Raw genomic sequence first — 25,285 nt, forward strand, 5'->3', positions numbered from 1 at the left:
TTGTACTTATAGCCGTTTAATTTAAAAATAATAGACAAAGTCGAAAAAATCGACTTTGTCTACAGTCTGAAACATCTTTTTATAAAGATGTTTTTATTTTTTCTTTATTCTTATTATAAATGTATATTTTCACGGTACTTTCTTTTAAAAGTTTATTAGAGGCTAACTTTTTCTCTAATGTAGTATATATTGTCCTTTCTATTTCCTTACCAATATCTACTTGTTTTTCCCCATCTAACAATGTACTTACTTCCACAATTAGTTCTTGGGGATCTTCCGGTGGAGGAATTCTCATATCTACTCCTCCATCAATTTTGTTTGGATAAGCATTAGATAATTCATTATTAATTTTTTTTGCGATCTCAACCAATAAATTATTTCTTTCTAACTCTTCTTCTGTTATCATTTGACGAATTTCACCTTTTTTTACATTAACATTATATTTTTCAAATTTAGTTGACCTAATCAAATTTCTCACAACATCTTTGATTTCATGTTTTACTGAATCATAATACTCTTGGCTTCCAAGAACATCAATATCTATATCCTTCGAATTGTTATCAACATGAGTATTAATACTATAGGTACCTATTTTATATTTCCCCACTAATTTTACTTCTATCTTTTCCAACATTTGAATTTCAGCACTTTTTGGTGGTGGACTAATGTTATTTTCAGCAGAACCATTTAAAGAAGCTAATCCGAAGCTTAATAATAGTACCCCCATGATGCTTAAGACTACAATAAGGAATTTCTTTTTAATAAATCCCACCTCCTCTCATTTTACGATATGAGCAGATATCATAATGTATTCGACCTTTTTCGTCTTATTCAACTTTTTAATGTAAAATCATGAAACACTAAAATTTTAAGAATAAAGCCACCTTTAATGCGGCTAGTTATTAAGCCTCTTTGCTTTGGCCAGATGACCTGCTCATCACTGGGGCAATCAATCCAAACATATTCAGCTGCAGGACCTGGTTAATCGGTTGACCATAAAAATACACTTGTAGGACCTAGTTCATCTTTGGTCCATTTAAATAGGGCAATACTTATTAAATCCAAAATCATTAGCCATAATATGACTAATTGCTACCGCGCTATGTTGACCGTTCAATACAAGTAATTATGTTACTTCATCGAAAGAAGCATTATAGCCGAGCTGTACTTTTACTGATTCAATTAGTTTGTCTTCTATCATCTATTTTCTTGTGCTGCTGTCTTTTGATTTCAGTTTCGCGTTGAGCCTTCCTTCCAGCCTCTAAAGTGGCCACAATTTCTTTCTTTTCCTTAAGTAATTCTTCAATTCATCTTCTTTCTTTCTGGCGTTCTTCTAGGTAAATAGAAATCGAAGAGACCTTTTCATAAAAATTTTAATTAATGGAAGGTATTTGAAATTATATGTATAAATTACTCTTATACCAACTAAAATTAATTTTCTTTGGAGGGAGGAATTAATGAAGAAATTTTTTTTACTTCTTTTCATTTGTGTATTTTTAGCAAGTTGTCAACAAAGTACAGACCACGATACAACGTTAGATTCGAGCAAAAAATCTGAAGTTGCTTTTTCTCCTGACATGGAAATGGGTTTAACGTTAAAAGAAGCAATTGAGATTGCCCAAAAAGAGGCTCTTCAGTGGAACAAAGAAGCAATGTTATATAGTGGAAATAGTGTTGACAAAGATAAAACGCCAACAGGAATGGAAGGCAGAAGAAAGTACTGGAGCATTGAATTTGGCATACCAAATAAAAAAGACTATTATTTAATAACTATTCAAAACGGAAAGGTACTAGATAAAGTACATGTTCCTAATGAATTAAACGCTATGCCTAAAAGTCACTTTATTTCTAGTGTTGAAGAATTTAAGTATGATACACCTGAATTACTAAAAAGGGCTCAAAAAATCACCAAAATTTATCCCGGAGACACTTTTGCTAAGGGATATAATTTTAGTTTTACTAAAGACTCGCAAAAAAACATTCCAATTGTGATGGTTATCGGATGGGACCAGTCCAAGGAAAATATGATTTATTTATTGTTCAATGCAGAAACGGGTGAGCTAGAAGAAGAATTTGAAAGAGAACAATATAAAAACTAAAAGGGGTTGTATTCATGAAGAAAAATGCAGTTATCTCGATACTTACTTGTTTTATATTTATTTTTACATTTTCACCGAAAACACAGGCCATCGAAACACCGGACATCGAAACACAAGCGCTCTCTGAACATATTGCAGGTGTAGTAACTGGTTATACAGGAAATAAAATAGGGCATGGTGGAGCAAGTTATCCAAAAACAGTATATGACTGTTGCTGTTCATCAAAAATCAACATCAAACCATGATACTATATTTCCTTTTGGTTCTACTATACTCATAAAAAATGCTTTATATGTAGAAGGTTATAGTAATAAAACTATTTTTAAAGTAACGGACACAGGTGATTTAAATAGAAAAAGAGATTTATATTGGTTTGATGTGTATTTTGGACTCAAAAATGCTACTAATGATAAAAACGCAAATGAATTTGGAGAAAAAAATAAAAATATTGCTTACACAGCATATTAATGCATGAAAATAAAAATCACACAACCTAGACTTGTCTGATGTGTGTGATTTTTTTGTTTTGAGTGCTTTTATAATCAATTCTTTTAATGTAAATTAACTATAAGCTGCTATTTATTTCAATTACTTCTACTGGAACTTGTTTCGGTTTAATATTTACTTATGTTTGTTTTCCTCAAACTTTACATCTAGACCACAAAACTCTAATATTTCATTTACACTTTTTTGATATTTCAAGGCGCTATTATCATGAACAGGAGGGCATAACCAAAGTTCCCTACCATGCTGATCTCTTAATATTACTTGGTAAACCTTATCATTACCAAAAAAATCTTTTGTGAAATATCCATGCTCAATAGCAGACTCTCTATTATTAAACAGGATAATATCACTAGGATTGGGAACAATCGATGAATATTCATATAAGAACTTTGTTTTATCATCCATATAAGACACGTAATTCTCTTCAACTTGCAAACAAACTATTTTTCCCTTGTGATAATATAAAGTTGCTTTACATTCTGATTTTCTCGTAATTGCACTTTCAATAGGATAAACTTCAAACTCCCCTTTTTCATTTTTAAAATACTTAACTATGTCATAACTACTATCTTTTACACATTTGGACTTGTCTGATGGTATACCAAGTTTCTCAAGTACTTTTTGTGAGTAAGATGGTCCTATACCGCCATAACCGCAATTCAAATTATTAAACCAAGCTTCGTTGCCGTTTATATCTCTTATTATAAATCTTGCTGATTTCAAACTTTTTAAATCGGACAAATCATTTTCTGAAACTAAGTAAAATCCATCAAGTATTGCATCAAAATCATTAAAATAAACAAAAATATGAGTTATCTCATCCAAATTATTTACCATTAAAAAAGTGAAAAAGTTTGTTGTTGCAACTCCTCGGATTCATTACTTCTATCTTCCTCACGGTAAGGATTCACATAGAAAATACAATCCACTATATTTGATGATTCATCCATAATAAGATATCCTTTATCCACTTGTTTCTTCAAAGCCAGTAATACATCAAAATAAATGAAGGGACGATGCATAATGCCTACAGAAAAATGCTTATTAAAGCCAAAATCATTAGCCATAATATGACTAATTGCTACCGCGCTATGTTGACCGTTCAATACAAGTGAATATGCTACTTCATCGAAAGCAGCATTATAGCCGAGCTGTGCTTTTACTGATTCAATTAGTTTGTCTTCTATCATCTTTTTTTCTTGTGACAATTTTTCTATACGTTCGTTTTCCTGCTGTTGTCTTTTGATTTCAATTTCGCGTTGAGCCTTTCTTACAACCTCTAAAGTGGCCTCAATATTTTTCTTTTCCTGAAGTAATTCTTCAATTCGTCTTCTTTCTTTCTGGCGCTCTTCAAGGTCAACTTCACGCTGAATTTTACGTTGTTCTTCCTCTAATGCTTCCATTTGTTTTTGAAAATATTTATTTAACCTATTGATTTGTCGATCTAAAAATGGAATATTCATTTCAAAATGCCTTTTAATGCTTTCAGAAACTACTGTTTTATCAGGGATTCTATTGTAGTATTCGTGGTAGTACACATTATTATTTAATTTCCATAAAAGTTCATCTAGTTCATAATCAATCTTATCTAACTCATTTATAACGCCATCTATTTCATTCACTTCAATATTTAAAAATGCACTCAAATGATCCTTCCCATATTGAATTTTTGTCCGAGTCACTTGATGTTCAACGGTAAACATATATCGTAGTCGTCGACCACAGGCGCATCGCCCATCTAGATTACCTGGACCAAAATCATTGTAATCGGAAATCAACCAATCTACGACATTCATCTCATCTTCTTGAAGAGTTATATCTATGGACTTGAGTGCTGTGATTTTTTCCTCTCTCATAACGTTTTCTAATACTGTCCGTCTACCACGTTTCATTTCGTTTTCTAAAAAATTCCGTTGTTTTATAGTTAATGCTGATAGCTGTTGCTCTCTTTCATCCGCAGAAAGCTTTTTATACATAAACATCCCTACTCTCTTTAGCTTAAATGTGGAACGAATTAGTTCTTGAATGTCACTTGACTATGTAGAATCAGTTAATTATCCATATTATTACTTATTTTATATATATTACTTAAATTATAACAAATAAAATTATGCTTTGTTCTATCGCTACTAGTTAGTGGAGAAACTGTAGCTTTGAATTAAAGTTTGAGTAAAATTACCTTGCAAACCCTTATTTTATGTTAAATTAAGAAGAATCCCTTTTGAAAAAAGATTGATCAAAAGGGGTTTTTCTTTAGCAGTTATAAGTTAGGTTTTAATAAAAAAGTTTGATTATTTTCTACCTGTGTTGCTCCACAATCGCGCCCGTTTGTTGAAGATCGTTTCACCTAAACCACCAGCAATTGTAATATAGGATTGAGAAGAATACAGATTTAGAAAGTCTCCATATACAGGTTTTTATTCATATAACACCCCTACAATGTTTTCTGCAATATTTTGAAAAGTCTTATTGTAAACTCTCTTTATATACCTTTGTATAAACAATATCCAATGAAAAAGCCAAGTAACGTTTGTTTTACAGCGTTTCTTGGCTTTTGTGTCTACCCAAACTTTTATTTGGGAACGTTATTTTGAATGGGTTTGTATAAAAAATAATTACTTAATTTTAAATTTTTAACCTATTTTTAACCTTTGTATGTTATTTTTTACTTTTGTATGTTCTGAATGCTAGAGAAGTTGACGTTATTCGTACATAGAAATCACAAGAAAGAGAGGGACTTACTATATGAAAAAACTAGCTAGTCTATTCCTAATCGTGTTACTCCTCAATTTACAATGGGGAAATATACCGGTCTATGGTGCTGCGAATAGTGAATCCGATTTTTTAACAAATCCAAATGGTACAGGCGTTACCATTAAAAGTTACAAAGGAACAACAAAAGACGTCACTATTCCACCTACTATTGATGGTCAAGCGGTGACCAGTATTGGGGATTCTGCCTTTGCGTCTAACCAGCTAACGAATGTGACCATTCCTTCTAGCGTGACCAGTATTGGGGATTCTGCCTTTCGATATAACCAGCTAACGAATGTGACCATTCCTTCTAGCGTGACCAGTATTGGGGATTCTGCCTTTGCGTATAACCAGCTAACGAATGTGACCATTCCTTCTAGCGTGACCAATATTGGGGAGTTTGCCTTTGCGTCTAACCAGCTAACGAATGTGACCATTCCTTCTAGCGTGACCAGCATTGGGGCTTCTGCCTTTGCGTCTAACAAGCTAACGAATGTGACCATTCCTTCTAGCGTGACCAATATTGGGGAGTTTGCCTTTTATAATAACCAGCTAACGAATGTGACCATTCCTTCTAGCGTGACTAGCATTGGGGCTTCTGCCTTTTATTATAACCAGCTACCGAATGTGACCATTCCTTCTAGCGTGACTAATATTGGGGCTTCTGCCTTTGCGTCTAACAAGCTAACGAATGTGACCATTCCTTCTAGCGTGACCAATATTGGGGAGTTTGCCTTTCAATCTAACAAGCTAACTAATGTGACCATTCCTTCTAGCGTGACCAGTATTGGGGCTTCTGCCTTTGCGTCTAACCAGCTAACGAATGTGACCATTCCTTCTAGCGTGACCAGTATTGGGGATTCTGCCTTTGCGTCTAACCAGCTAACGAATGTGACCATTCCTTCTAGCGTGACCAGTATTGGGGCTTCTGCCTTTCGATATAACAAGCTACCGAATGTGACCATTCCTTCTAGCGTGACCAGTATTGGGGATTCTGTCTTTTATAGTAACCAGCTAACGGATGTGACCATTCCTTCTAGCGTGACCAGTATTGGGGAGTATGCCTTTTATAATAACAAGCTAACGAATGTGACCATTCCTTCTAGCGTGACCAGTATTGGGGCTTTTGCCTTTCGATCTAACCAGCTACCGAATGTGACCATTCCTTCTAGCGTGACCAGTATTGGGGAGTTTGCCTTTTATAATAACCAGCTAACGAATGTGACCATTCCTTCTAGCGTGACCAGTATTGGGGCTTCTGCCTTTGCGTATAACCAGCTACCGAATGTGACCATTCCTTCTAGCGTGACTAGTATTGGGGATTATGTCTTTTATAGTAACCAGCTAACGGATGTGACCATTCCTTCTAGCGTGACCAGTATTGGGGGTTTTGCCTTTGCGTCTAACCAGCTACCGAATGTGACCATTCCTTCTAGTGTGACTAGTATTGGGACTTTTGCCTTTTATAATAACCAGCTAAATCAAGTTGAATTTAAAGGACAAATTTCAAGACTTAGTCAGACAGCATTTAATCACCAAGCCAAGCCAGGAGCTACTTTTCACGGATGGTTCGAGGACCAATCGTATACTACTTCATGGACATATACGGTTACAGCACCTATGATAATTTATGCAAAGTGGCCCACTTACTCAACAGGCATAGTTCTATCACCCAAAACAGGGCAACTAACTGTTGGAGGCACACAAAACTTCCAACTAATAGAAAACCTTTCGGATGGCACAACCCAAGATCAAACTGGGAATGCCCAATTTACAGTAGATGATTCAGCCATCGCCACGATGCAAGATAATGTCTTAACAGCGATTGCTCCTGGGACGGTGACCGTCAGGGCTACTTACGGCAGCACATCTGATACAGCAACCATTACGGTGAATTCAGCTCCTGTCACAACAACAGGCATTAGTCTTTCACCTAAAACAGGGCAACTAACTGTTGGAGGCACACAAAACTTCCAACTAATAGAAAACCTTTCGGATGGCACAACCCAAGATCAAACTGGGAATGCCCAATTTACAGTAGATAATTCAGCCATCGCCACGATGCAAGATAATGTCTTAACAGCGATTGCTCCTGGGACGGTGACCGTCAGGGCTACTTACGGCAGCACATCTGATACAGCAACCATTACGGTGAATTCAGCTCCTGTCACAACAACAGGCATTAGTCTTTCACCTAAAACAGGGCAACTAACTGTTGGAGGCACACAAAACTTCCAACTAATAGAAAACCTTTCGGATGGCACAACCCAAGATCAAACTGGGAATGCCCAATTTACAGTAGATAATTCAGCCATCGCCACGATGCAAGATAATGTCTTAACAGCGATTGCTCCTGGGACGGTGGCCGTCAGGGCTACTTACGGCAGCACATCTGATACAGCAACCATTACGGTGAATTCAGCTCCTGTCACAACAACAGGCATTAGTCTTTCACCTAAAACAGGGCAACTAACTGTTGGAGGCACACAAAACTTCCAACTAATAGAAAACCTTTCGGATGGCACTACGCAAGATCAAACGGCGAAAACCGGATTTACAGTAAGCGATCCAACGGTTGCGACGATCCAAGGAAGTACCTTAACTGCAATCGCACCCGGTACGGTGACTGTTACGGCTACTTACGGCAGTTCATTTGATACGGCTACCATTACGGTGAAGGCACCAACAACCGTACCAGAGACGACACCGGTACCACAACCAGACGACTCAGTGGAACCGATGCCTTCAGGTGTCATCCCTATTATTCGTACGGTTGAACAAGGAATCGTGCGTTATCATGCAAACGTTTTATTGGAACCTGTTCAAGTACAAGTACAACAAATGTCGAATCAAGAGGAACGAACAATTCGTCTCGTATACCCAGCAGAAACGGCGACAGTAGAAGCGATTTTACATCTCCCACGAACGGCTGGGCTCTATTTAAACAAGCAACAAACGAATCTTTTTATGCAAACAGCATTAGCACACTTGATGATGCCATCTACCGCATTTAATGGGATCACTGAGGATATATTCTTCCGCATTATGCCTGTAAAGGCACAACAACAGGAAATGATTCAGGCGAATGTGCGACAAAATGAACACATTCAACAGGCGATGCCAAATAGAGCAACCCTTTCATTGTTAGGGACACCGGTAACGATTGAAACGAATCTACAAAATCGTCCGATAACGATTACGTTACCAATTTCGGCTGCATTAACAGCAGAACAAATGGCCTCACTGGTTGTTTATATTGAGCATAGTGACGCAACAACTGAAGTAAAACGTGGTCGTATAGTAGAATTTGAACCAGGTGTGAAAGGATTCCAATTTGAAGTCGATCATTTCTCCACATTTAGCTTAGTGTATGCTTCAGAAGTGCAAGAAGAAGAGAAAGAGGAAGTAGAAACAAACCGATTAGTGCCCTACATTCAAGGGTACCCAGATGGCACATTTAAACCAAATGCTTCGGTAACACGTGCTCAAATGGCAACAATGTTAGCCCGTTTCTTAACAAATGGGAAAATTCCAACAGCCGAAGTAACTTTTGAAGATACGGAAAAGAATACTTCGAAGTATGCGATTGAGTTTGTGAAACAAGCTGGTTTATTTAATGGCACAACCCAAACCAAATTTGACCCGAATGGGACAATTACCCGTGCCCAAATGGCGGGTGTCATCGCACGCTGGGTAGATACAGTGTGTGCACAAGATGACACGAAAACGTATTGTCAAACCGCTAAGCCCGGAAAAGTCTTTTCCGATGTTGCAGCAAGCCATTGGGCTGCCTCATCGATTGAAAGAGTAAGTGCCCTCGGCATTATGACTGGAAACAGTGCGACAACGTTTAATCCGAATGGTGCGTTAACACGTGCACAAGCGGTAAAAGTCCTGAACCAATTATTTGAACGACCAACAGTAGAAAACATCACCGAATCAACATTCCGTGATGTACCGGCTAGTCATTGGGCAATCGGAGTCATTGAAGCAGCTGCAACAGAAATGACGATGAAAAAATAAGACAAAAAAGACACCTGTCTGATTGGGATTCAACTCCCATCAGATAGGTGTCTTTTTTGTAGGATAGAACGTTACCAAAGCGTCGTTTGGTAATATATCTTTAAAAATTGTTATTCAATAATATGGCCCGTTTGTGGAATACTACCTTTTTATAAAAATCCTTTGGTCTCAGTGATCCAAAGGGGTATAACTTCGCAACTTTTTTATAACTATCGCGACTTTGTTTTAAACATCGTGTCTTTTTTATAAACTTCGCAACTTTATTTCAAACCACACATTTATTAATAGGCTTTAAATTTAATATTTAATAGATGAATCCAATCACATACCACTTTTATTCCCATAGATATTTAAAGTGTTTCGCTATAAAACAAAAAACCCCGAATAGTTTTCACTTTTAAGTGTCTACAATTCGGGGCTTCAAGATGTATTCAAGGAGTAAGTTTTAAATAAGTGTAATCAATTCTAAGCAGATATTACCCAGACTTTATATCTTGTTTCCTTATCTATTGAAATCTCAGTAATTACTCTGAATTCTTTCATTTCAGCAAGTCTAAAAGCTAAGGAATAAGCTATTTTATAATCTGGTGTATCATAACCATCATATAGTCTTGCATAAATCTCATTTCCTATTGAGTCGGCCCATACATCTGCTTCATGTAAGCTATCGAAAATAATATTTTCCTTATTCCATCTAAGAGCCATCTATTTAACCCCCTATATGGAAAGTTTATGATACTCTACATTTCAGGTCAACCGAAGTAGCACTACTATTTGCACCGTTAGATGAATGTGCTCTAAAGAATAGAGTTACAATATCGTTGGCTTTAAGAGGTTGGCTTTTGCCTGTTAACATAATTTGATAATTTTTCAAACTACCATGGAAATTATAATCTGGTGCTGCTGTGTGATTTGAATACGGCGAATTAATCATAACACCATTTACAGTTGCAGTACCGATACCAACCGTTGTTGTAGGACTATATTTAGAATAAGCTGATGATCTTATGTGAAAACCCCACTGTATTGAACTGCTCCCCAAATGTTAGACACATCTAACATTTGGAGGAGCAGTTTTTATATGGCTAAATTTACATCGGAAGAAAAACTACAAGCAGCCTTACGTTACATAAAAGGCAATGAAAGTTCACATGAAATTGCTAAATCTATCGGAACAGATCACAAAGCAATTCTTAATTGGGCGAAACAATATGAGTATAATGGCGTAGAAGCGTTTATAAAGCGATATACAAATTATTCGGCACAGTTTAAACTAGACGTACTAAACTTTATGATTGAAAATGGTACGTCCTTACTTGAAACAGCAGCTATCTTTAAGATAGCTACGCCTTCTACACTTCGTAGTTGGAAAAAGCAATTTAAAACAAAAGGATTCGATGCCCTTCAATCAAGGAAAAAGGGGCATCCATCCATGAAAAAAGAAACGAACAAACAACCAAAACAAGCACCAGTAGAAGGGACACCTGAAGCACTTCAAGCAGAAATCAATCGTCTACGTATGGAAAATGAGTACTTAAAAAAGTTGAACGCCTTAGTTCAAGCCAAGGAAAAATCACCAAAGAAGACAAAGTAAAGGTCATCTATGAATTAAGGCATAAATACTCGGTGAAGGCGCTTGCGAAATTCGCAGGCATTCCACGTAGCACGTACTATGATTTAGTGAAGAAGATGGATCGTCCAGATCCAGATGCCGAGTTAAAGGCCGAAATTCGAGCAATTTATAACGAACACGAAGGTCGTTATGGTTATCGTCGTATTCGTGATGAGCTAGCAAATCGTGGGAAAAAAGTGAATCATAAAAAGGTTCAACGTATCATGAAAGAATTAGGTTTAAAGTGCTTAGTGCGTATGAAGAAATACAAATCTTATAAAGGGACAATCGGTAAGATTGCGCCTAATAGATTGGATCGTAACTTCATAGCAGAAGCACCGAATGAAAAATGGGTTACAGATATTACGGAGTTTAAGCTGTTTGGTGAAAAGCTCTATTTATCACCTATTTTAGACTTATTTAACGGCGAAATTATTACGTACACAATTGGTCATAGACCAACATATTCGCTTGTATCAGAAATGTTGGAGAAGGCACTAGAGAGGTTGCCAGAGGAACATCAATTATTGATGCATTCAGATCAAGGTTGGCATTACCAAATGAAACAATATCGCCACGCCCTTGAATCAAGAGGCATTGTGCAAAGTATGTCACGTAAGGGAAACTGTTATGACAACTCTGTCATGGAGAATTTCTTCGGCATCATGAAGTCAGAATTCCTCTACTTAAAGGAATTTGATAGTGTCGAGCATTTTAAAAAGGAACTTGAAAAGTATATAACGTATTACAACACGAGACGTTTAAAGGCAAAATTAAAACTGAGTCCGGTAGAATACCGAACTCAGTTTACCCAAGCTGCCTAAACGAAATAACCGTGTCTAACTTATAGGGGTCACTTCAGTTATATGCAGCTTTTGGGGTTTTTTATTTTTCTTTACATTACAATGTATAGTAATGCATGCACACAGTTGGCTTGTTGGGACTAATATAATATTAATAATTCTTGGCAGTGTGTTAAGCAAATTTATGGTTGCATTCAAAAGATGATGAACCATTGAGTTATATCCAGGATGTACTGGGCTTCATTCTCCTGTTTGTTGTCTTGAGGTTTACCAAAGTAGAAGATATTTTAAAAAACAAATGAAATAGTATAAAAAATAAGGACCTGACAGCTATAGAGACTGAAGGTCCTTTTTTATATCCAATTTTATATAAATTTATCTAAAAAAAGTGTTGCTCCCTTCTTTCATTAAATGACCCATTTATGAAAAAAAGAAGCTTCCCTTATTTCAGAAAAGCGCCCTTTAGGATACATCCCGCATTTTCTTTAGACAAAGAGAAAAACGCCTAAAACCAATTTTCATAAGGCTTCAAGCACATAAGTAATGTAATAAATGGGTTGAGTGAAAAGAATGGAGGAAATTCAACTTTAAATCAGATTATAGCTATCAATATAGTCTTAGAATTAATCCAATGCGAATTTGCATAAATAGACTTGCTACAGGGAAGACTTTTTAAAGAAAATTATGGAGGTGCGAATTACGTGTTTGAGAAAAAATTAGCACTTCATGAAACCATGGAATTTCATGAAGTCATTAACTTTATGACAACTAGTTTACTTAAATCGAAGCTGAGTCAAGGTGTGGTCTTTGATGATGATTTAAGAGCGTTATTGGACAAAAATGTAAAATTATCTACCCCGGCACTCACTGCTATGGTTAAGCTCTACTCAAAATCGGAATTGGAATATTAGGAGGACAATTGTATGCAAGACTATTTAGATCCTATAAATTCAGTTGGAATGCCTGAACTAACTGATTCGGGGATTGCTCTTGAGTTTTTACTTACAACTAAAACGGGTATTCGGAATCTTTCAATTGCCTTAACAGAAACAGCTTCTCCTGCTCTTCAGAAAATCTTGAGAACTCAGCTGGATGTCATGGTCGATTTATATTTCGAAATTTCTGAACTGATGGTAAAAAAAGAATGGCTAAAACCTTATGATCTTGCAGGACAAAAGGAACTGGATATTAAATCAGCAGAAAATGCGATTAGTATTGCCCAGTTGGATTTATTCCCTAAAGATATGAATCGAAAAGGAATGTTCCCTACCCCACCGAAAAAATAAACGAAAATGAGGGATTTTTTAAATGAAAGCTGTCACTTTTCAAGGTGTAAAAAATGTTGAGGTTAAAGAAGTACAAGATCCTAAAATAAAAAAAGCCGATGATATTATTGTTCGTTTAACCACTACTGCCATTTGCGGGTCAGACTTGCATTTGATTCATGGTATGATTCCGAATCTTGGACAAGATTATGTCATTGGTCATGAACCAATGGGTATTGTAGAAGAAGTTGGAAAAGATGTGACGAAGGTTAAAAAGGGTGACAGGATTGTCATTCCTTTTAATATTGCATGCGGGGAATGCTGGTACTGCAATCATGATCTGGAAAGTCAATGTGATAATGCAAACGATAATGGCGAAATGGGTGCCTACTTTGGTTATTCAGACACAACGGGCGGTTTTCCGGGAGGACAGGCAGAGTTTATGCGAGTGCCCTATGGCAATTTTATTCCTTTCAAAATTCCAGAGAAATCAGAAGTTCCTGATGAAAGTCTCGTTCTCCTTGCCGATGCAGCCTCTACTGCTTTTTGGAGTGTAGATAATGCTGGTGTGAAGAAAGGAGATACTGTTATTATTCTTGGTTGCGGACCTGTTGGACTGCTAGCACAAAAATTTGCTTGGCTGAAAGGAGCAGAAAGAGTAATCGCAGTTGACTACATCGGGTATCGTCTTAAACATGCAAAGAAGACAAATAACGTCGAAATTGTTAATTTTGAAGACCATGAAAATTGTGGTGAATACTTGAAAGAGATTACCAAGGGCGGTGCAGACGTTGTCATTGATTGCGTAGGGATGAGTGGAAAAATGACGCCACTAGAATTTCTTGCAAGTGGGGTAAAACTTCAAGGTGGTGCTATGGGAGCCCTTGTCACAGCTAGTCAAGCTGTACGTAAAGGAGGAACAATCCAAATTACCGGTGTATACGGCGGTCGATACAACGCCTTCCCACTTGGAGATATATTCCAACGCAATGTAGCGATTCGTACTGGACAGGCTCCAGTTGTTCATATCATGCCCCATGTCTATAACTTAATGGCTGAAGGAAAAGTGAATGTCGGTGATATCATTACACATGTCCTCCCCCTTGAAAAAGCAAAACATGCTTATGAAATATTCGATACAAAGCAAGAAGGTTGCATTAAAGTGGTTTTAAAACCCTAATATAGAAGTTTTCAGGTACTTTTGTCTCTGCATTGCAAAAGTACCTTTTTCATTGACCTAGGGGTACATATTTATATGTATTACATCTGAAAGTGATTCTTCAAAATGGCATTAATATTTGAGCACCAAGCCTCTTCGACTGGCGAACTACATTTTGATCAACAGAACTAACCCCTCCCTAACCAAAAATCATTATGTAGCGATTCCTTTCATTGAACAACTTCTAATGAACAACTCAACATCCCATTTGTTTTATTTCCATGAGGAAAGACGCTTTCCTTATTTGAGAAAAGCGCCAAATTTCTGAGTAAATAATTAGTTTGGCAAAACAGTTGAATAAGTTTTTGAACTACCTTAGATATCCACCATTATTAATATCAAATGTCGCACCTGTGTAATGCTTTGATCTATCTGACAAGAGGAAAATAACAGTATCAGCAACATCTTCAGGCATTACAGGTGTATCGATGAGCTGATGATTTAAATATTCCTCTTTTCTCCAAATAGGTATTGCATCCATCATAGGAGTGTTTACCATTGTAGGGGCAATGGCATTAACTCTGATGTATGGTGAGAAATTCACTGCACAGCTTTTAGTTAATCCCAATATAGCAGCTTTTGAGAGTCCATATATTGCATCTGAACTGCCTTCCATACCTGATACAGAAGACATATTCACGATGACTCCCTTACGTTCGCTCTGAAGTAGATATTTCCCGAACATTTGAGAAAAATAAATACATCCCTTTAAGTTTATATCTATGACTTTATCAATTTCCTCGGTTTGATAATCCAGTATATTCTTACCCAAATAAATCCCTGCATTATTAACTAAACTATCTACATCACAATGTTCTCTTTCCAAATTTCCAAAAAAATTGACTACTTCTTCATAAATACTTACATCTAGTTGATATGTATACAAATCTGAGGGGACATTCATTGATTGTTTTAATTCCCTTAAGGCGTCTTCATTAATATCACAAGCAAGTACTGAAGCACCTTCATCTAAACATTGTTTAACAATTTCTTTTCCTATACCAGAAGCTGCACCTGTTACTATTACTTTTCTATTTTTAAGCATCATCTATTTTACCCCTTTATTAAAAAGTTAGGATGTTATGAAAAACTCTACCTAAATTCTATATTATTGATAAGTATATCTTTGGCGCAAGAAGAACATTGTTTAACCTCTCTTTATAAAAGACCTGTTTTTTTAACTTATTACAAATTTGATTGATTTGTTGTCTTGGTTTAATATCCAACTTTTCAGAGAGACAATCATCACAATATATATCTTTTTGACTGTTAATAAAGTTTTGGACAATCTGTATATTAGATGTAAGCTAATTATCTTCCTTCCTTAAAAAGAAATCTTTGCTCACAATTATATAAGTCTTCCACTATACTTCCATTAGAACAGAGATAACGTCTGTTATGCATTACGTCGTGTTATCAATGTTTTGCTATTGAATTTCTTTGTGGCCAACTGAGGTAAAAAATGTGCGACACGCTTTAGAATATGTGTGCAGGAAAGATTGAAGTTTACATTAACTTCAATCTTTTTATATGTAGAGATTCCTTTAGAAAAATAAACTAATAAGTGCTAAAATAGCAGGTCCACCTTGTTTTAATAGAATCGATTTAGAGCTTGTTAAGCTACCATACAAAGCGACAATGATTACAAAGATTAAAAAAATGGCAACAATTTCAGTTTGCTGATGTGACAAAAATAATCCATACAATAAGGCGATCGCAATCAGACCATTATAAACGCCTTGATTTTTGAAAAGAACTTGAACATTTGCATTTTCTAACGCTTCTTCAGACAGATTAAATGTTTTTGCTGTTCTTTTAGAAGTAGTTGCAAACGTTTCTAAATACATAATATACAAATGCTCAGCTGCTACGACTAAGCTTAAAATAAAAGTTAATGAAGACATCCTATTCCCTCCTAAAAAATCTTTAAAAAAGCAATGTCCTCAAGTGTATCAAGGACATTGCTTGAAACTATTTATTAAAACGAACAATGCGGTCTATTGGTAGGCGTGAAGAACCATATGCTGGGGCTGCCGCTTCACCAATGGCTAATAATAAAATAGGAATTTCATTTGCTGGTAATTCCATGTATTCCGCGAATTTTGCTTTATCAAACCCACCCATCGGAACGGTATCATAGCCCATTTCCTTCGCTAATAGCATGATTTGCATCGATACTAAGCCAGCATCAAAGTGTACGATATTTTCTAATGTTTTTGTTGGTGCTGAACCATACATTGTCAGCGCATCTTGTGCAAGCTTATTGGCAATTGGTTCTGGCATATAGCCCAGCTCCACGTTTTTTGCATAGATTTCCTCAGCATTTACATACATCTCTATATCACCAATGACAGCAATAATGGCAGAGGCTGTTTCGATTTGCTCTTGATTAAATGAAAAGAAGTTGATATTCTTCTGAATTTCCTTATCATCAATGACAAGAAAGCGCCATGGCTGCATATTACTTGAAGAAGGTGCTGAAGTAGCATCCTGCAGCAGCTGCATGATTGTTTCACGCGGAATTTTAGTCTCTGCATTGTATTTACGAACAGATTTACGCATTTGCATAATTTGTTTTAATGGTGTAGTTGATAACATGTAGTTTCCCTCTTTTCACAATTTAAACTGCTTTTATTGTTACATTAATATTGCCCATTGTTGCTTTTGAATATGGGCATACCGTATGTGTGACCTCTAATAATTCCTGTGCTTCCTCCACTGCTAGTCCTTCAATATGCCCTTCGATTTCCACTGCAAGCACATAGTCAAAAGAAGCTTGCTCCATTAATTTCACTGTTACTTTAATGGTTGATGCATTTTTTAGTTTCTTTTGGCGTTTGATTAAATCTAATGCACTATTAAAGCAAGCACTATAGCCAGCCGCAAATAATTGTTCTGGGTTTGTAACATCCGCTAATTTGGAGCCTGGTGGTGCAATTTTTAATGATAAAGATTGATCTTCTGCATAGGATGTGCCACTACGGCCACCTTCATTAATCATTGTAGTTGCGTATAATTCTTTCATAACTGAAAACCCCTTATCTTTTGTTATTAATTAAATTGCATACAATCTAATTTTTACAAATTGAATTGTACACAATTTAATTGCGTTTGACAAGTAGGAACTTTATTTTTAATATAAATGGTAGTAGAAGAACTTTAAGAGGGGATTTTTATGCCTAATCATTTAGATAATCAGCTGTGCTTTCTTTTGTATGCAACATCTAAGGAAATCACTCGGCAATATACATTATTATTGAAGCCTTACGATCTTACTTATACAGGCTATATCACTTTATTAGCTTTAGAGGAAAACGAACAGATAACGGTGAAAGAATTGGGCCAACGTTTATTTTTAGATTCAGGAACATTAACACCGTTGTTAAAAAAATTAGAGGCAAAGAATTACATTTGTCGTGAACGTTCTAAGGAGGACGAACGATTAATGAAAATATATTTAACCAAGGAAGGCGTAGATGTAAGAAGGAAACTACCTGAAGTGTCCCGCCAAGTGATGAAGCAATCTAATATCTCAGAGCAGCAATTTGTACAACTGAAAAATGTACTTCAAGATATCGTTTATAACGATTGGAAAATAAAAGATGAAAACTAACACATAGCTATTCCATTAATAGGATGAATATGTAAATAAGAAGGATTGGAGCTACATTGGCTTCAATCTTTTTTTGTTTTTCTCTCCCTTATCTCCTCAAATGTTAATAATCATGTGGCTACCGTTAAAATTTAGTATACTTACATTTATTAATTAGTTTAATTTACAGCATAGATAAGTAATTTTGAAAGTAGAGGTGTTTGGATGAAAACATGGACAAAGACTATAAACATAAATGCCCCCATCGAAAACGTTTGGAAATTACTTGATGGCTCTTTAGCTGATATGCAGAAGATTATGCCACAGGTAATTGAAAACAAGCCTGTAAAAGTAACAGAAGAAGGGGTTGGCAGTATTTATCGCCAAAAATATAAAGAAGGAAAACGTATCGAAACGTATGATGTAGAAACATTGGAATATTCGAATACACCTGATAAAAAAATATTGAAAGTAGGCTTTGTACTCGCTAATTTGTTTGAAATTACGGCTTACTATGAATTAAATAAAATAAATGAAACAGAGACTTCCTTTACTTATTCCGTAACAAATAATGCGTTAAAATGGTTCGTCAAATTATTTTTATTGTTTGCATCGGACAAAGTAGTCGTACAATTTTTAGAACGGGTCAAAACAGTTGCTGAAGCGCAAGACTAGCACCTAAAAAATAAACCGTAGAACTCCCCTTGAGGTGAGCTTCTACGGTTTATTTATTACTAAAAGTCTGAACCTGTAATTTCTTTTAACTTACCGTTTTCTTTAATCTTTTTAAGGCCTTCATTTAACTTATCTAAAAGCTCTTTGTTCCCCTTTTGAACCATGAAACCATAGTATTCTTTTTCGAAGGAATCATCTTTAATTACTTTGATTTTGTCATTTGGATGTGCCTTGATATATTCATAAACAACTGAATTATCTCCAATCGCCGCTTCTACGTTGCCATTCAGCATCTCTTGAATAGCAATTGGTTGATTTTCGAAAGCAAAAATGTTGGGACTAGATTCACCCTGTAGCTTTTTGGCAGCCATATGACCAGTAGCATTAATTTGTACAGAAATCTTTTTATCTTTTAATTCATCCAATGATTGGATCTTTGAATCTTCTTTCACCACGATTAATAATTGAGATTCGTAGTACGGCTCAGTAAAATCAAATGTTTCCTTACGCTCGTCCGTAATTGTAATCCCTGCACCACCAATATCTGTTTCACCATTTTTAATTGTTTGGAATACCGGCTCCCAACCAATACTTTCCCACTTCACTTCAAAATCCATTTCATCCGCGATTGCTTGTAACACATCCACATCAATCCCTACAATATTCCCTTTATCATCAAGAGATACGATAGGTGCAAATGTAGCCTCAGTACCTACCTTATAAACTTTTTTACTATCTCCATCACCTGATGATGTATTGTCTTTCGAGCCGCAACCCGCTAAAACTAGCGTGAAAGCTGCCATAATTGTAAGCAACACCATTAAATTTCTTTTCATAGCCCATCCCCCTAGTATGATATTTTTTCCATAATGCGTATTATTTTTCGCAATTCGGAAATGTAAGACTATTACGTAAATTATAGTGACAATATTCTCTTTAGACAATACTTTTTTGTATAAAAATAATCATTTCTTTATAAATAGTATTATTCAATCTCGTTTTTAGGATTAAAAGGAATAAATAGTTAACCAGAAGCTATAAAAAAAGAATCTCCCCTCGGAAATTCTTTTTTGCGCATCTAAATCTTTATCGTATTGGATGTTCAAAATTCCAATTTGTATAAATGGCAGCAGCCTGAACTGGATTTGAGGAGGTATCTTCTGTATAGCCGCCAATTAAATTACCTACTCTAAAAGTAGGCTCAAATAGCTGTTCCTCCTTAGGTGGTGCTGTCGGTCCATCTATTCCTATTTTGGTTTTATCTGTCACGACTACTTCCATACCGTTATCCAATGTAAAGCTCAGCCCATCTTCTCCTACTTCCGTAATGGTCCCTTCGATATTTACTAGCGCACTTGCCGCAGGAGCTGAATGGTCCGCAACAATTCTCTCCGTCAAATCAATTGGTGTATCATGATTTATATTTACCATAGCAAGGACAGCAATCACTGCACAGGCTACTAAGCTTCCAACACTAATTCTTACTTTTTTCATAAAGGACCTCTTTTCATATTTCATCATCTCTTCCTGCATCTTACGCTTAAATTCCTCAGAAGCATGAATCTGCTTCATCACATTCTTATAAGCATTCATCATACTTTGCTCCCCTCTTCTAGAATCGTTTTCAGCTTCATTCGTGCCCTTCTGAGCTTTGAGCCTACTGTATTGACGTTGATCTCTAATAAATCAGCAATTTCTGCCGTTGTATAGCCCTCGTAATAATGTAAATAAACAATGACTCTCTCTTCTGAAGGAAGCTCAAAAATTTCAGTAAGAACCATCTGCTCCTCTTTTGCAATAAAGGCCATTTCGTCTGTAATGGGTACCGTCTTCTTCACACGTGAGGACTTAAAATAATCCTTGCACTTATTAAATGTCACCTTTATGAGCCAAGCCTTTAAATGTGCTTCATGAGCAAAGGGCTTGTTCTGCCTCATCAGTGTCATATAAACCTCCTGCACAATGTCCTCCGCCTCAGCCATATTTTTGGTCTGTTGCACAGCAATTCGTATGAGGGTGTCACTATATGTTTGGACAATTTCTTGCACACTTAAGCCAGCAAACTTTATCATATTTTTCACCTAACCTCCTTCATGACATAATACGATTCAACTTTATTTATTCGTGCAACAGATACACTTTAGCTACATTTTAATAAAAAGAAGAAACCATTCATGAGACATACAAATGTATCCCCCTAATAAATTACTGAATAATAGCCATGCAAAAACCCGCAAACCGTAGATGATTTGCGGGTCCCTCTCTTCATTGCCATGCTCGATTGTTCCATTGCTTGAAAAATTCGTCCTCAGCCAAAATCGCTTCATAAATAGGGATAAAGAATTGTTTCAGAATCCCTGTCATCTCGAGTGTAGAAGTTAGCTCGATTGTAAAATGATGACGATCAAATAAGTCCACAATATACGCCTGCAATCTTCGTCCTTCAATAGTTTGCGTTTGTAGCAATTGTTGTACTTCATTTATTGTTTTTTCAGTCTTTTCTAATGCTGGGTACTGGTAAATTTCGATAAATTTTTGTGCCAGTACGAATTCTGTTGGATATGTATAAACCACCGCAGCCTTATTGTCTAGCAAGCTTGGAAAATTAATGGTCTTTGGTGTTATTCGCATGTTTTCTTTAAAAGTAATCCTAACTTCTATGTATACAGTCATTTTGCCCAATGTAGCTGGTATGCTTAGTTGAATATTGTCATTCGATACAGACGATTCGATCCGCTGTGCATCCCATTCAATGCCATCCGCTAGTGAGCAAATTTCTTTAAAGGCCTGTTTCACTATATCATGTTGATGAACGCTTGCTTGCGCAGTCAGCGTGACTTCTTTGGAAGGCTTCACCAATCCATTTGTTAAAGCAAATAATAATAGATCCCCATCTAGATAAAATTGATCTTCATAGGAGGATATGGATAGACGATAAAGCAGTCTTTCTTGGCAATAGCGTGATACTAGCTGATCCATATTGTCTTGCCGTATAGCCATTTCTTCTAATTGTGTCACGACATTCGTCGATAGTGTGTCGATATTTCCCATTGACATCCCTCACCTTTTTGATTTTTCTGATTTTTTTATGCAGAATTTAGATTTTTACTAAAATTCATGCTTTTATTATCACTTATTTATGGAAGAGAGTAAACGGTAATGTATACCAAAAAGGCCTGTCATGGTTGGACATGACTGGCCTTAAAATTAGACAAGGGGCAGCCTCGCTGTTGCGAAACTACCCCTTTAGTATTTATAGGTAACATTCTCGTAAATTGTAAAAGTCTCAACCCAATCGTCTGGGGAATATTATCTTGAAACCAGATTCGTTTCATCACCGCGGTAAAATTCCACTGTGTGCCTTCTAACTTAAGCAACGCAAACCCTACCATCTTTTGCGTCCTTGCAGCCCCAAAGCATGCGCCAGTGTGAATAAGTATCTACAAAAACAAAAAGCAGAATGCCAGATTACGGAAATATGCTACCTAAAATAGCACGTGTTCTATTATAGCACCTTATACTACAAATGTAAAGGTCTATAAAAAATTACCAAGGAATCTCCTTAGAGCATTTAATCTGATAGCCCTTTTCAGCTGTCCATTGGAGAAGTGTTTGCCAAAAGTTTTCACAGGCAGCTATGATTTGCTGAGGATTCGTTAGATTGCCTGTCATGACCATTTCAGCTAATGCTTTTAACCCATGTGGCTGATCATCTATCGCTAAAGCCTCAGGTAATACTTGTGCAGATGTTGTATAGCACTGCCTATGGTGTAATCCTACTATCATGGCACCTGTCATCGCTATTTTCATCGCCAGTATCGGCAAAAATGTAGTGGGACCCTGAACCGCTATGTTCCTTAATTTCCCCATGTATTCATACATTTCTTCTATAATGGTTTTGCAAATTGCTTCCTTAAATCGGGCATTCTCCACAGTGGCCGCTTTGTCTTTGAGTTCTAAAAAAAAGCCCGAAGGATCATAAAGTGGCTGTAAATCGAAAAACTTCCCATTTGTTAATGGCCAATCTTCCTGAACCGTTATTGCCTCTTCGATAATCACTTCTGCTTGATCGAAATTAACCTCTGCCTTCCAATCTCCTGCTGTCCATTCATAGCTATAGCTGTGCTCTAATTGATGACAGACACACTTAAGCTCAATGTCAGAAAACGGACCATCTGATTTTCTAGCCAACGAGCCATAAATACCAATTGCTCGAACATTTCCTCCATATTTTGCGAGAACTTGTTGCGCAATCGAATGGGCAATCTGCATGCGTTCATCACTTGTCTTTTTTCTTGGTCCAATCATTTACATCGCTCCTTTTATAAGTAAGATCGTTGTTATTGAACCAAGGTGGACCACGGGCTTAACGAGGAATTTTTGCTGGTAACATCATCAAAACCTCCTTTCATCACATTTCCTGCAATTTAATAGAGCATACAAAATCGATATGAAACGCTTCATGGCTTACAGATTGAATGTGACCCTCATATTTCATGTCATATAGTAAAATTATTGCATTATAAGCTTTCTGTAGTTCATTGCCCATTTTGGCTAGCACTTGATGTTTAAATTGCTGCGAATAGGAAAATTCATCACAAAGTAGTTGCTTAAGTTGGTTTGAAGCTGCTTCGTAAAATAGCGCTTCACAAAAATCCTCGTCGAAGGTTAAGCCGAAATCGTATTCAAATTGATTGTAGAACTCATCATAAAGTGCTTTAAACTCTTCCTCACAAGTACGGTGCTGATTTTCTGGTAAAAAAAGCTTTGCTAACTTTTGTGAAAAGGCTTCGTCCGTTTCATCTTCTCCCTGATAGACAGTGGCAAGATATGTATGTAACTGTTCTTCGCTTGTAAAATTACCAGCCCATATGGAAACATAGCCATTCTGTTCATCATCCATGACCTCATCCCTTTCTCGAATAAATCAATGCACCGCCTGAGCCCATTATTATTAAATGCTTGCCAGATGGCGAAAATCCACATTTAATCATGCCATCCAATCGCTGTAAATCAATAGCTGTCGCATTTTTTAAATAAGTATAATTAGTTGTATAAAGATAATCGAGTACTACTGTGGCACGTGGCCACCAAGGATAAATAACTTCAACCTGCCAGCCATCTGCTGTCATATGAATCCCATCCCCAGCTTCAAAGCCGAAAATAGAAATTTTCCCCTGAGGCAATTGAAACGTTAAACGGTCATCACTCATTCTGTCGTAGGTTTCATCCACGTCTCGTTCTCGATGAAGACGACGACCTGTTATAGGCTCAGTGACACTATAGCCAGAGCCACTAATTAGTACGATGTTTTCCTCATGATCCCAACCGCAAGCCAAAACACCATTGGCAGCAATGCTCGTTTCATACGCCCATGGAATAGGAGGTTTCGTGCAGATCAACGACTGTGCATTCGCCAGCAAGTCTAGCTCAAAGGGAGTTCGTTTATCATTGTTCACCATATTATTCCACCCTCCTCTTTTATTACCATATACTAAAAAAAGGCTTGTCTCAAGAACAAGCCTCTATACCTCTAACACACCATAATGAAATTTTGCAGTGATCCGTTCATGCTGCTGAAAGTCATAGGTCGCAAACCACTCTGAGCGAAAATGTGCCTTTAACACCACACGCTTTTTCGCTACACGCTTGGCTTCATAAACCCATTCATCGGTTAATGTGACATGCTCCCCTGCTAGCCGTAATGCCTGAAAATTATTGGCCTCTTCTATAACCTTCTCAAACATTGGGTCCATATAAACCACATCAAATGCGTTGTCTGGTAGGGTTTTTAAATAGCGAACAGCCTCAGACTGTATTACCTCGATGCGTCGCATACAGGCAGTTAACGGTAGCTCGGATGTATCATAGGCTTGCATCCCCTGTCTAACAATAAACGCTACATTTGGATTTGCTTCCAGTCCCACAACACGACCTGCTTCACCCACTGTATAAGCCGCTAACATGGCATCTGCCGCTAAACCTAACGTACAATCCAACACGGAATCCCCCAGTTGAAGCTGTGCCGCTTCCAAAAAAGGCTCTGCCTCACCACGGGCCACACGCTTTAATCGAAACGCCGCAGAATTGGGGTGAAAGAAAAACGGCTCCTGCGCCCCATAGGCATAATATTCGAAGCGATTCTTCCCAGCGACCATCACATGTGCCTGCAACTCCTGCGAAATTTTGCGAACAGAGCGCTTGTTCCGTGGCTCAAACGCAGCACCTAATTCTTGACACGCAAAAGCAGCGAGCGCCATCGATACATCGTCTGGTCTGCCCGCTGTCGTCACAATCGTTTTTAGTTCTCGCATGTTTGCTCTAACACGCCAGTTAAATGAGAGACAATCTGCTCCACAGGGAATCCCTCAATTTGTTCACGTGGGATAAAGTAAGCCAACTCCCCATCCTTTAAAATCGCCATAGATGGTGAGCTAGGTGGCACATCCTCAAAATAACCACGCATCGCCGCAGTCGCCTCTGGATCCTGCCCCGCAAACACCGTCACAAGATGATCTGGCTTCACCGCTGCAATTGCCTCACGCGCCGCTGGACGAGCAAGCCCTGCCGCACAACCACAAACCGAGTTAATCACCACTAACGATGTTCCCTTCGTCTCCGCCATAAATTCATTCACCGCATCCGCAGTCGTGAGCTCCGTAAAACCAGCCTCCACAAGCTCCTCACGCATCGGCTTCACAACCTGCTTCATATATTCATCATAAGCGTTCATGCT

Annotated in this window: 27 protein-coding genes; 10 read left to right on the top strand and 17 right to left on the bottom strand. The window is 37.1% G+C overall.

All coding sequences use genetic code 11. The features are described 5' to 3' along the window. Positions 1 to 79: 79 nt before the first annotated feature. Positions 80 to 727 (bottom strand): hypothetical protein, encoded by a 648-nt coding sequence (locus AAJG31_RS03250; RefSeq protein WP_244264666.1) that lies wholly within the window; start codon positions 725 to 727, stop codon positions 80 to 82. Positions 728 to 1,457: 730 nt separating this feature from the next. Here AAJG31_RS03250 and AAJG31_RS03255 point away from each other — a divergent pair. From AAJG31_RS03255 to AAJG31_RS03265, 3 genes are read left to right on the top strand one after another with little or no spacing between them, the layout of a single operon-like run. Next, entirely contained in the window at positions 1,458 to 2,099 is a 642-nt protein-coding gene (locus tag AAJG31_RS03255; RefSeq protein WP_004224156.1) for a hypothetical protein, read from the top strand. A gap of 14 nt (positions 2,100 to 2,113) precedes the next feature. Continuing rightward, positions 2,114 to 2,344 (top strand): hypothetical protein, encoded by a 231-nt coding sequence (locus AAJG31_RS03260; RefSeq protein WP_004224158.1) that lies wholly within the window; start codon positions 2,114 to 2,116, stop codon positions 2,342 to 2,344. Continuing rightward, the gene (locus tag AAJG31_RS03265; protein WP_004224163.1) at positions 2,274 to 2,567 is read left to right on the top strand and encodes a hypothetical protein; all 294 of its coding nucleotides are present in this window, start codon (positions 2,274 to 2,276) and stop codon (positions 2,565 to 2,567) included. Before AAJG31_RS03260 ends, AAJG31_RS03265 begins: the two co-directional genes overlap by 71 nt. 153 nt (positions 2,568 to 2,720) lie before the next feature. Here the strand turns inward: AAJG31_RS03265 and AAJG31_RS03270 are convergent, their stop codons facing one another. Both AAJG31_RS03270 and AAJG31_RS03275 read right to left on the bottom strand, forming a co-directional pair. Next, positions 2,721 to 3,431 (bottom strand): hypothetical protein, encoded by a 711-nt coding sequence (locus tag AAJG31_RS03270; RefSeq protein ID WP_139111252.1) that lies wholly within the window; start codon positions 3,429 to 3,431, stop codon positions 2,721 to 2,723. Positions 3,432 to 3,442: 11 nt separating this feature from the next. Further along, the gene (locus AAJG31_RS03275) at positions 3,443 to 4,582 is read right to left on the bottom strand and encodes a hypothetical protein (protein ID WP_225340947.1); all 1,140 of its coding nucleotides are present in this window, start codon (positions 4,580 to 4,582) and stop codon (positions 3,443 to 3,445) included. A 769-nt stretch (positions 4,583 to 5,351) separates the two neighbouring features. Here AAJG31_RS03275 and AAJG31_RS03280 point away from each other — a divergent pair. After that, on the top strand, positions 5,352 to 9,383 hold the full coding sequence (locus AAJG31_RS03280; RefSeq protein WP_279494804.1) for a leucine-rich repeat protein: 4,032 nt from the start codon (positions 5,352 to 5,354) through the stop codon (positions 9,381 to 9,383). Between the two features lie 465 nt (positions 9,384 to 9,848). Here the strand turns inward: AAJG31_RS03280 and AAJG31_RS03285 are convergent, their stop codons facing one another. Continuing rightward, entirely contained in the window at positions 9,849 to 10,088 is a 240-nt protein-coding gene (locus AAJG31_RS03285) for a hypothetical protein (RefSeq protein ID WP_004224260.1), read from the bottom strand. A 376-nt stretch (positions 10,089 to 10,464) separates the two neighbouring features. Here AAJG31_RS03285 and AAJG31_RS03290 point away from each other — a divergent pair. The 4 genes from AAJG31_RS03290 to AAJG31_RS03305 all read left to right on the top strand — a co-directional run bounded on the left by AAJG31_RS03290 (position 10,465) and on the right by AAJG31_RS03305 (position 14,243). Continuing rightward, positions 10,465 to 11,819 (top strand): IS3 family transposase gene (locus AAJG31_RS03290; RefSeq protein ID WP_139111235.1). Its coding sequence is split into 2 segments (ribosomal slippage): positions 10,465 to 10,918 and positions 10,918 to 11,819, totalling 1,356 coding nucleotides; the frame shifts between segments, so codons are not numbered across the junction. 680 nt (positions 11,820 to 12,499) lie between these two features. Next, entirely contained in the window at positions 12,500 to 12,709 is a 210-nt protein-coding gene (locus AAJG31_RS03295) for a hypothetical protein (protein ID WP_016993944.1), read from the top strand. A 12-nt stretch (positions 12,710 to 12,721) separates the two neighbouring features. Then, positions 12,722 to 13,084, top strand: a complete 363-nt coding sequence (locus tag AAJG31_RS03300) for a spore coat protein (RefSeq protein ID WP_048394572.1) — start codon at positions 12,722 to 12,724, stop codon at positions 13,082 to 13,084. A gap of 22 nt (positions 13,085 to 13,106) precedes the next feature. Then, positions 13,107 to 14,243 carry a zinc-dependent alcohol dehydrogenase gene (locus AAJG31_RS03305; protein WP_054549299.1) on the top strand — a complete coding sequence of 379 codons (1,137 nt, stop codon included), beginning with the start codon at positions 13,107 to 13,109 and terminating at the stop codon, positions 14,241 to 14,243. A 349-nt stretch (positions 14,244 to 14,592) separates the two neighbouring features. On the opposite strand, the gene AAJG31_RS03310 is transcribed toward AAJG31_RS03305, so the two are convergent. From AAJG31_RS03310 to AAJG31_RS03325, 4 genes are all read right to left on the bottom strand, one after another. Next, a complete protein-coding gene (locus AAJG31_RS03310; protein ID WP_048394621.1) occupies positions 14,593 to 15,327 on the bottom strand; it encodes an SDR family oxidoreductase in 735 nt (244 codons plus the stop codon). Between the two features lie 499 nt (positions 15,328 to 15,826). Further along, positions 15,827 to 16,186, bottom strand: a complete 360-nt coding sequence (locus tag AAJG31_RS03315) for a DUF1304 domain-containing protein (RefSeq protein WP_066037869.1) — start codon at positions 16,184 to 16,186, stop codon at positions 15,827 to 15,829. Between the two features lie 67 nt (positions 16,187 to 16,253). Next, a complete protein-coding gene (locus AAJG31_RS03320) occupies positions 16,254 to 16,880 on the bottom strand; it encodes a nitroreductase family protein (protein WP_066037868.1) in 627 nt (208 codons plus the stop codon). A 22-nt stretch (positions 16,881 to 16,902) separates the two neighbouring features. Further along, positions 16,903 to 17,307, bottom strand: coding sequence for an Ohr family peroxiredoxin (locus tag AAJG31_RS03325; protein WP_004228436.1), 405 nt, complete (start codon positions 17,305 to 17,307; stop codon positions 16,903 to 16,905). Between the two features lie 144 nt (positions 17,308 to 17,451). On the opposite strand from AAJG31_RS03325, the gene AAJG31_RS03330 reads away from it, so the two are divergent. Both AAJG31_RS03330 and AAJG31_RS03335 read left to right on the top strand, forming a co-directional pair. Then, complete coding sequence (locus AAJG31_RS03330; protein WP_227744892.1) at positions 17,452 to 17,895, top strand: MarR family transcriptional regulator; 444 nt, start codon at positions 17,452 to 17,454, stop codon at positions 17,893 to 17,895. Positions 17,896 to 18,099: 204 nt separating this feature from the next. Next, entirely contained in the window at positions 18,100 to 18,549 is a 450-nt protein-coding gene (locus AAJG31_RS03335; protein ID WP_048394580.1) for an SRPBCC family protein, read from the top strand. A 59-nt stretch (positions 18,550 to 18,608) separates the two neighbouring features. On the opposite strand, the gene AAJG31_RS03340 is transcribed toward AAJG31_RS03335, so the two are convergent. The 9 genes from AAJG31_RS03340 to AAJG31_RS03380 all read right to left on the bottom strand — a co-directional run bounded on the left by AAJG31_RS03340 (position 18,609) and on the right by AAJG31_RS03380 (position 25,282). Continuing rightward, positions 18,609 to 19,385, bottom strand: a complete 777-nt coding sequence (locus AAJG31_RS03340) for a basic amino acid ABC transporter substrate-binding protein (RefSeq protein WP_004228443.1) — start codon at positions 19,383 to 19,385, stop codon at positions 18,609 to 18,611. A 250-nt stretch (positions 19,386 to 19,635) separates the two neighbouring features. Next, positions 19,636 to 20,145, bottom strand: coding sequence for a hypothetical protein (locus AAJG31_RS03345; RefSeq protein ID WP_066037867.1), 510 nt, complete (start codon positions 20,143 to 20,145; stop codon positions 19,636 to 19,638). Then, entirely contained in the window at positions 20,142 to 20,621 is a 480-nt protein-coding gene (locus tag AAJG31_RS03350) for an RNA polymerase sigma factor (protein WP_004228445.1), read from the bottom strand. Before AAJG31_RS03350 ends, AAJG31_RS03345 begins: the two co-directional genes overlap by 4 nt. A gap of 193 nt (positions 20,622 to 20,814) precedes the next feature. Then, positions 20,815 to 21,600 (bottom strand): nucleotidyl transferase AbiEii/AbiGii toxin family protein, encoded by a 786-nt coding sequence (locus tag AAJG31_RS03355; RefSeq protein ID WP_279494801.1) that lies wholly within the window; start codon positions 21,598 to 21,600, stop codon positions 20,815 to 20,817. A gap of 495 nt (positions 21,601 to 22,095) precedes the next feature. Further along, the gene (locus AAJG31_RS03360; RefSeq protein ID WP_279494800.1) at positions 22,096 to 22,857 is read right to left on the bottom strand and encodes an ANT(4')-I family aminoglycoside nucleotidyltransferase; all 762 of its coding nucleotides are present in this window, start codon (positions 22,855 to 22,857) and stop codon (positions 22,096 to 22,098) included. Between the two features lie 103 nt (positions 22,858 to 22,960). Beyond that, on the bottom strand, positions 22,961 to 23,452 hold the full coding sequence (locus AAJG31_RS03365; RefSeq protein WP_279494799.1) for an immunity 22 family protein: 492 nt from the start codon (positions 23,450 to 23,452) through the stop codon (positions 22,961 to 22,963). Positions 23,453 to 23,456: 4 nt separating this feature from the next. Further along, positions 23,457 to 24,011: a hypothetical protein gene (locus tag AAJG31_RS03370; RefSeq protein ID WP_279494798.1), complete on the bottom strand. Its 555-nt coding sequence runs from the start codon at positions 24,009 to 24,011 to the stop codon at positions 23,457 to 23,459. Positions 24,012 to 24,074: 63 nt separating this feature from the next. Next, positions 24,075 to 24,863 carry a class I SAM-dependent methyltransferase gene (locus AAJG31_RS03375; RefSeq protein ID WP_279494797.1) on the bottom strand — a complete coding sequence of 263 codons (789 nt, stop codon included), beginning with the start codon at positions 24,861 to 24,863 and terminating at the stop codon, positions 24,075 to 24,077. After that, positions 24,851 to 25,282, bottom strand: a complete 432-nt coding sequence (locus AAJG31_RS03380) for a BrxA/BrxB family bacilliredoxin (protein WP_004228455.1) — start codon at positions 25,280 to 25,282, stop codon at positions 24,851 to 24,853. Before AAJG31_RS03380 ends, AAJG31_RS03375 begins: the two co-directional genes overlap by 13 nt. Positions 25,283 to 25,285: the final 3 nt, after the last annotated feature.

Source organism: Lysinibacillus sp. BS3 (assembly GCF_039614735.1).
GTDB lineage: Bacteria > Bacillota > Bacilli > Bacillales_A > Planococcaceae > Lysinibacillus > Lysinibacillus capsici.